At 66.3% G+C, this 6850-nt stretch carries 6 protein-coding genes and 1 pseudogene; 2 read left to right on the top strand and 5 right to left on the bottom strand.

What is annotated here, in order from left to right:
* A pseudogene (locus JHD67_RS20550) lies at positions 1-169 on the top strand (carbohydrate ABC transporter permease); the annotation flags it as partial.
* A gap of 9 nt (positions 170-178) precedes the next feature.
* On the opposite strand, the gene ugpC reads toward JHD67_RS20550, so the two are convergent.
* Positions 179-1270, bottom strand: coding sequence for a sn-glycerol-3-phosphate ABC transporter ATP-binding protein UgpC (ugpC, locus tag JHD67_RS20545; RefSeq protein ID WP_199101027.1), 1092 nt, complete (start codon positions 1268-1270; stop codon positions 179-181).
* Between the two features lie 151 nt (positions 1271-1421).
* Here ugpC and JHD67_RS20540 point away from each other — a divergent pair, with 151 nt between their 5' ends.
* Complete coding sequence (locus tag JHD67_RS20540) at positions 1422-2774, top strand: GH1 family beta-glucosidase (RefSeq protein ID WP_199101026.1); 1353 nt, start codon at positions 1422-1424, stop codon at positions 2772-2774.
* Positions 2775-2819: 45 nt separating this feature from the next.
* Here the strand turns inward: JHD67_RS20540 and JHD67_RS20535 are convergent, their stop codons facing one another.
* From JHD67_RS20535 to JHD67_RS20520, 4 genes are all read right to left on the bottom strand, one after another.
* Positions 2820-3554, bottom strand: coding sequence for a class I SAM-dependent methyltransferase (locus JHD67_RS20535; RefSeq protein ID WP_199101025.1), 735 nt, complete (start codon positions 3552-3554; stop codon positions 2820-2822).
* Between the two features lie 150 nt (positions 3555-3704).
* Positions 3705-5036: a threonine synthase gene (gene thrC, locus JHD67_RS20530; RefSeq protein ID WP_199101024.1), complete on the bottom strand. Its 1332-nt coding sequence runs from the start codon at positions 5034-5036 to the stop codon at positions 3705-3707.
* A complete protein-coding gene (locus JHD67_RS20525; protein ID WP_199101023.1) occupies positions 5033-6007 on the bottom strand; it encodes a homoserine kinase in 975 nt (324 codons plus the stop codon). Before JHD67_RS20525 ends, thrC begins: the two co-directional genes overlap by 4 nt.
* On the bottom strand, positions 6004-6850 hold an 847-nt coding region (locus JHD67_RS20520), incomplete at its 5' end, for a homoserine dehydrogenase (protein ID WP_199101022.1). The genes JHD67_RS20525 and JHD67_RS20520, both read right to left, overlap by 4 nt.

Raw genomic sequence — 6850 nt, 5'->3', positions numbered from 1 at the left:
GCACTACACCCTGCCGATCGGCCTGGCTTCGCTCTCGCGCGAGCACGCACAGGACAGCGAGCTGATGATGGCGGGCTCGGTGATCACCGTGATCCCCGTGCTGGCGTTGTTCCTCGCCATGCAACGCTATTACATCGAAGGCCTGCTGCTGGGCAGCGTAAAGGGCTGAGCGCTCGGGTCAGCCGATACGCGCGCCGGTATCGGCGTCGAAGAAATGCAGGCGTCCTGGCGCCATCGCAAAGGGCAGGGCGATGCCCGGAGCGGGCAGCTCGCGGGGCGGCACGCGCGCCACCAGCGCCTGCTCGCCATATCGAAGGTTGAGAAACACCTCGTTGCCGATCGGTTCCACCACTTCCAGCGTGGCGTGCAGTGCCGCCGATGCCGCATCGCAAGGGCGCAAGTCCTCCGGGCGCACGCCGAGGATCAGCTCGCGCTCCAGCCACGCCTGCAAGTGCGTGGCCTGTTCGTCGGATACGCCCAGCGGCACGTCGCCGGCCGAGGTCCGCAGTTGCCAACCGTCGGCGCGATGCAGGTGGCCGCGCCACAGGTTCATGCCGGGCGAGCCGAGAAAGCCGGCCACGAACAGGTTGGCTGGCCGCTCGTAGAGCTTCATCGGCGTGTCGATTTGCTGGATCGTGCCGCCATCGAGCACCACGATGCGCTGGCCCAGCGTCATCGCCTCTACCTGGTCGTGCGTCACGTAGATCATGGTGGCGCCCAGTTGACGGTGCAGGCGTGCGATCTCCACGCGCATCGACAGACGCAGCTTGGCGTCGAGGTTCGACAACGGCTCGTCGAGCAGGAACACCTTGGGCTCGCGCACCAGGGCGCGGCCCAGCGCCACGCGCTGGCGCTGGCCGCCGGAGAGCGCGGCAGGCAGGGCATCCAGGCGGTGCTCCAACTCCAGCAGGTGTGCCGCCTGGCGTACGCGCGTGTCGATGTCGGCCTTGGGCTTGCCGCGCAAGCGCAGGCCGAAGGCCAGGTTCTGCGCGACCGTCATATGCGGGTACAGCGCATAGTTCTGGAACACCATGGCGATGTCGCGATCCTTGGGCGACACCTCGTTCACCACCCGGCCGTCGATGCGCAGCGTGCCGGAGGAGATCGACTCCAGCCCGGCGATCATGCGCAGCAGCGTGGTCTTGCCGCAGCCCGATGGGCCAACCAGCACCAGCAGTTCGCCGTCGGCGATATCGAAACTGGCCCCGGCCACGCCGACGTGACCGTTGGGATAGACCTTGCACACCTGATCCAGATTCACTGTCGCCATCGACGCCTACCACTCCTCATCACAGGTGACGCCGGATGCGCTACCTCGTCCGAATGTGAGCGTACCCGCTGCACATTGGGGGGCCTCTCGGCTATTCTCGCGATGTAATCGTTTACATCAAGCCGCACTGCGGCATAAGGGACCCTCCCCCATGACCCACAGCTATCGCTTTCCGGCGGATTTCCATTGGGGTGCCGCCACCTCGGCCTATCAGATCGAAGGCTCTCCCCTGGCCGACGGTGCGGGCCCGAGCATCTGGGAGCGCTTTGCTCATACGCCGGGGATGATGGCCAATGGCGACACCGGCGACATCGCCTGCGATCACTACCGCCGCTACAAGGACGACGTGCAGCTGATGCGCGCGCTGGGCTTGCAGGGGTATCGCTTCAGCATCAACTGGGCGCGCGTGCTGCCGGAAGGCACCGGCCGCATCAACCCGAAAGGTTTGGACTTCTATTCGCGCCTGGTCGACGAGTTGCTGGAAAACGGCATCCAGCCGAATGTCACGCTGTTCCACTGGGATCTACCGGCGGCGCTGGACGATCGCGGTGGCTGGCTCAATCGCGACGTCGCGCACTGGTTCGCCGAGTATGCCGGCGTGATGTTCAAGGCGCTGGACGATCGCGTGACGCGCTGGTCCACCCTCAACGAACCCTGGGTAGTGACCGATGGCGGCTACTTGCACGGCGCGCTGGCGCCGGGGCATCGCAGCAAGTACGAGGCGCCGATCGCCGCGCACAACCTGATGCGCGCCAGCGGCGCCGGCATCCAGGCCTATCGTGCGCTGGGCAAGCATGAGATCGGCGTGGTGTTCAACATCGAACCGAAATATCCCGCCAGCGACAGCGCCGAAGATCTTGCCGCCACCCGCCGCGCGCATGCCTACATGAACGAGCAGTTCGCCGACCCGGCGTTGCTGGGCAGCTATCCGCCCGAGCTCAAGGAAATCTTTGGCGCCGCATGGCCGGATTTCCCTGAGGAGGACTTCAAGCTTACCCAGCAGAAAGTCGATTTCGTCGGCATCAACTACTACACCCGTGCGGTGGTGAAGCACGACCCGAATCAGTACCCGCTGATGGCTTCGCCGGTGCGTCAGCCCAACACCACCTACACCGAGACGGGTTGGGAGGTGTACGAGCAGGGCTTCACCGATACGCTCACGTGGTTCAAGCAGCGCTACGGCGATATCCCCTTGTTCATCACCGAAAACGGCTCAGCCTTCTACGACCCGCCGGTTGCCGAAGGCGACGTGCTGGAGGACCCGCTGCGCGTGAACTACCTGCGCAGGCATCTCAAGGCAGTGCATCGTGCGATCGAGGCGGGCGTAAACCTCAAGGGCTATTACGCCTGGTCACTGATGGACAACCTGGAGTGGTCGCTGGGCTTCGCCAAGCGCTTTGGCCTGTATCACGTGGATTTCGCCACGCAGAAGCGCACGCCCAAGGCCACGGCGAAGTTCTATACCCAGGTGATCGAGACCAACGGTGCGGTGTTGGACGCCTGAAGTCTGGTTTGGCGAGGCGCAAACGTCGCGCCTCGCGCATCGGCATCAGGGAAGGCGCCGCGCAGACACCAATAGCATCATGGGGCGCTCGCGTTCCTCGGCGAGTTCCGGGGTTTGCGCGATCTGCGCGTGCGATGGCGCGTACTCCTCGACGCAGCGTAACGCGAAGCCCGCATGGATCAGCGTGGTGAGGGTCGTACCCAGCATCCGGTGATACTTGAGTACGCCGGGGGCGAACCAGTCGGTGCGGCGCTCGCCTTCGTCTGCGTATTGGTTGACGGGCCAGGTCTTGCGCCCATCCACATCCGCCAGCCAGTGCGGATGTGTGGCGGCCATGAAGATCGGGTGCTCGATCGAGAAAACCAGCGCGCCGCCGGGTAGCAGCGCTTCATGCATGGTGTGCGCGAGTCGTGCGAAGTCACGAACATAGTGAAAAGCCAGTGCACTGAAGACGAGGTCGAAGGTTGCTGCTGGCAGGCTCAGGGCATCGAGGTCGGCGATGCGGTACTGGATAGCCTCATCATGCGTATCGGCCCTGGCGCGCGCGATCATGTTCTGCGACAGGTCAAGGCCCAGCACCGAAGCGGCGCCCTGCGCACGCATCCACCTTGACGCCCATCCGAAACCGCAGCCGAGATCCACCACGTGCCGGCCCTGCATGGGCGGCAGCAGGGAGCGGAGCGCGGGCCACTCGGGCGCGGCATCCAGGCCCTTGGTTTGCCGGGGCAACTGGCTATAGCCGGCGAAGAACTCCGCGGTGTCATAGATGTTCTGAGCCACAACGTTTCTCCGCGTGCAGGGTGGCGGCTGTCGTTTGGATCGTCGCATCGGCGCGCCGTGGTCTTTCCACGGGCCTGCGTGCCCAGGCGACCAGGGCAGGCGCGCTGCGCACATGGTAGTCGTGCCTGTGTGCAGCCGCCACGCGAGTTATCAACTCGCCACCGCCCATGGCCCGTGCGCGCGTTCCACCAGCCATGTCTTGAGCGCGGCATCGTCTGCCGCCATGGGTTCGGCGCTTGCGGGACGTTCCAGCATAGCGGCGAGGGCAGGCGGCACCGTCACGGCTTGACCGATCAACGGCTCCACCACGCTGTCGAACTTGGCCGGATGCGCGGTAGCTACCACCACCCATGGGCGCGCATGGTCTTGCAGTTGATCGAGCTGATGAACGGCGGTGGCCGTATGCGGACAGAACAGTTCGTGATGTCCGTGCGCGTGGTGTACGAGGGTGCGGCGGATGGTGTCGTCGTCCACGCTGGTCGCCTGCAACTGCGCGCGCAGTTCGTGCTCGTGCGGAAAGGTCCAGCTCAGTCGTTCGAAGTTGCTCGGTGCGCCCACGTCCATGGCGTTGGCGACTGTGGGCACGGCAGCGCGCGGGGCATACGCGGCGCCATCAAAGAAATCGGGAAGGGTGGCGTTGGCGTTGCAGGCCAGGCGAATGTCGCCCACGGGCAAACCCATCTCGCGCACCCACACGCACGCCAGCGCGTTGCCCAGGTTACCGGTGGGCACGATGAAGTTGAGGGGCTCGCGGTGCTGCCACCACCACCCCAACGCGGCATGCGCGTAATAACTCATCTGCGGCAGCAGGCGGCCCAGGCTGATGCTGTTGGCGGAGGATAACGGCGACACCGCCTGCAGGGCACTATCGTTCAAGGCGGCTTTCACCATGCGTTGGCAGTCGTCAAAGCTGCCCGACACACGCAGCGCCTGCACGTTGTCGCCGAAGCAGCCCAGTTGATGCGCCTGTCGTGGGGATACGCGGCCATCGGGGTAGAGGATCACCACGCGCACGCCGGGTTGGCGGTGAAAGGCCGCCGCCACGGCTGCCCCGGTATCGCCGGAGGTCGCCACCAAGATGGTGAGCGGCGCATCGTTGCGTGCACGCAGGCGCCGGAAGCAGGCGGCGAGAAAGCGCGCGCCCACATCCTTGAAGGCCGCGCTGGGCCCGTGGAACAGTTCCAGCACACTGGCACCGGGATGATGCGGCAAGGCGCGCAGGGGCACAGCGAAATCCAACGCCTCGCGGCATAGGGCGGGCAGTTCGGGTGCCAGCGCGCTGCCGCGAAAGAACGGATCGAGCAGTGCGATGGCCGTATCCGCCAGCGTGCCATGCGGGTCGAACGCCGACGGCGCCAGTTGCGGCAGGGCTTCGGGTACATAGAGTCCGCCATCCGGTGCGAGCCCGGCGGCGATCACCTCTTCGATGCGCGCCGTGTGTTGCGCGCTGCGCGTGCTGCGGTAATGCAACGGCTCGCTCATGCCTCGTCCTCGTCGACCAGTTCGGCGGCTGGTCCATTGATGGGAGACACCAACGCGTCGCTGGCGATGCCCTGCTCGGCAAAGGCCGCCGCCATCGCCGCCGCCGCGCGTTCGGCATCGGCGCGGTGCTCGTACCAGCCGAACACGCTGGGGCCGCCACCGGAAATGCTGGCGCCCAACGCGGCATGATCCAGCGCCGCCTGCTTCACCCGGGCAAAGCCTGGGACCAGCGGCGCGCGGCGAGGTTCAACCAGCACATCCTTCAGGCCTTCGCGTACCAGTGCCGCGTCGCCGCGATGGCAGCCGGTAAGCACCAGGGCGAGGTTGGCGTGTTGCGCCACCACCTCGGAGAGCGCGAAGCCGTCGGTAAGCACGGCGCGCGAGCGTCGCGTCTCCAGCACTACATGCGGATGTACCAGCGCGCAATGCCATGCATCGGGCACTGGCAGGCGCAGCAATCGTTCCCGGGTGGCGAGCACCAGACCACCCAATAGCATCGGCCCCAGGTTGTCGCCGTGGCGGCTGCCACTGGCCACGGCTTCACCGTCCAGCGCGAAACCGTACAGCGCTTCGCGCGGCAGGGGACGTTCCAGCAAGGCATTGGCGGCCACCAGCGCCGCGACGCAGGAGGCGGCCGAGCCACCCATGCCCGAACCCAGCGCGATGCCTTTGTGCAATTCCACTTCGAATCCGTGGCGCAGGCCCAGCGCGCGGCGCAGCGAAAGCAGCGCCGCCCCGGCGGTATTGTTGCCGGCTTCGAGCGGCAGCGAATCCACGCACCCGCGAATAGCCGCGATGCGTACGGTGGGTTCGTCGATGCGGCGTACCCATGCGCGATCACCCGCGCCGGCCACGCTATGGCCGAGAATGTCGAAGCCCACCGCCACGTTGCCGATGCTGGCGTACGCCATGGCCTGGGCACTGAGCGCGCGTTGCGGTTGGATCATGGGATCAGCCCATTGCGCATTCATGCGCGCACCTCCAGCGACTCGGCGATGCGCAGCACATCGCCGAACACACCCGCTGCCGTCACGTCCGGACCGGCGCCGGGACCTTGTACCAGCATGGGATTATCCCGGTAACGCTGGGTGGTGAACTGCACGATGTTGTCGGTGAGCCGCGTATGCGCAAACGGGTGCGCCCCTGGCAGCATGGCCAACCGCACGCTGGCCTGCCCGTGGGTATCCAGGCTGGCGACATGGCGCAGCACGCAGCCCTGCATCTGCGCACGTGCGACATGCGTGGCCATCGGTTCGTCCAGCAGATGGAGTTGGGCCATGGCATCCTCGGCGCTGAGCGCGGCGAGCGCGGGCGGCACCAGGCTTTGCACTTCCACGTCCTCCAATGACAGCGACCAGCCGGCCTCGCGTGCCAGGATGACCAGCTTGCGCGCGACATCCAGGCCAGAGAGATCATCGCGTGGATCGGGCTCGGTATAGCCCAGCGCGTGCGCTTCGCGCACCAACGCGGAGAACGGCCGGCTGCCGTCGTGGCGATGGCACAACCAGGCGAGCGTGCCGGAGAACATGCCTTCCACCGTCAGTAACTGGTCACCGGTGTCGAGCAGGTCGCGCAGGGTTTGCACGACGGGAAGGCCGGCGCAGACGGTGGCTTCGTAGCGAAAGCGCGCGCCACTGCCGCAGGCCGCGCGGATGGCATGCAGGCGATGCAGTGGGCCGCTGCCGGCGAGTTTGTTGGGTGTCACCACGTGCATGCCGGCCGCCAGCCATTCGGCGTAGCGCGAGGCGACCGCTTCGTTTGCGCTGCAATCGATCAGCAACGCGTGGCGGCCGTCGTTACCGCGTACATGGGCC

It is taken from the genome of Dyella sp. ASV21, assembly GCF_016428975.1.
In the GTDB taxonomy this organism is placed as follows: Bacteria; Pseudomonadota; Gammaproteobacteria; order Xanthomonadales; family Rhodanobacteraceae; genus Dyella.
The sequence above is the reverse complement of the archived record's forward strand: the minus strand, read 5'-3'. Positions and strand labels throughout refer to the sequence as shown.

Coding starts and splice junctions, on each gene's coding strand:
- ugpC (WP_199101027.1), bottom strand. CDS start 1,270: ATGGCGACAGTGAATCTGGATCAGGTGTGCAAGGTCTATCCCAACGGT.
- JHD67_RS20525 (WP_199101023.1), bottom strand. CDS start 6,007: ATGAATGCGCAATGGGCTGATCCCATGATCCAACCGCAACGCGCGCTC.
- thrC (WP_199101024.1), bottom strand. CDS start 5,036: ATGAGCGAGCCGTTGCATTACCGCAGCACGCGCAGCGCGCAACACACG.
- JHD67_RS20540 (WP_199101026.1), top strand. CDS start 1,422: ATGACCCACAGCTATCGCTTTCCGGCGGATTTCCATTGGGGTGCCGCC.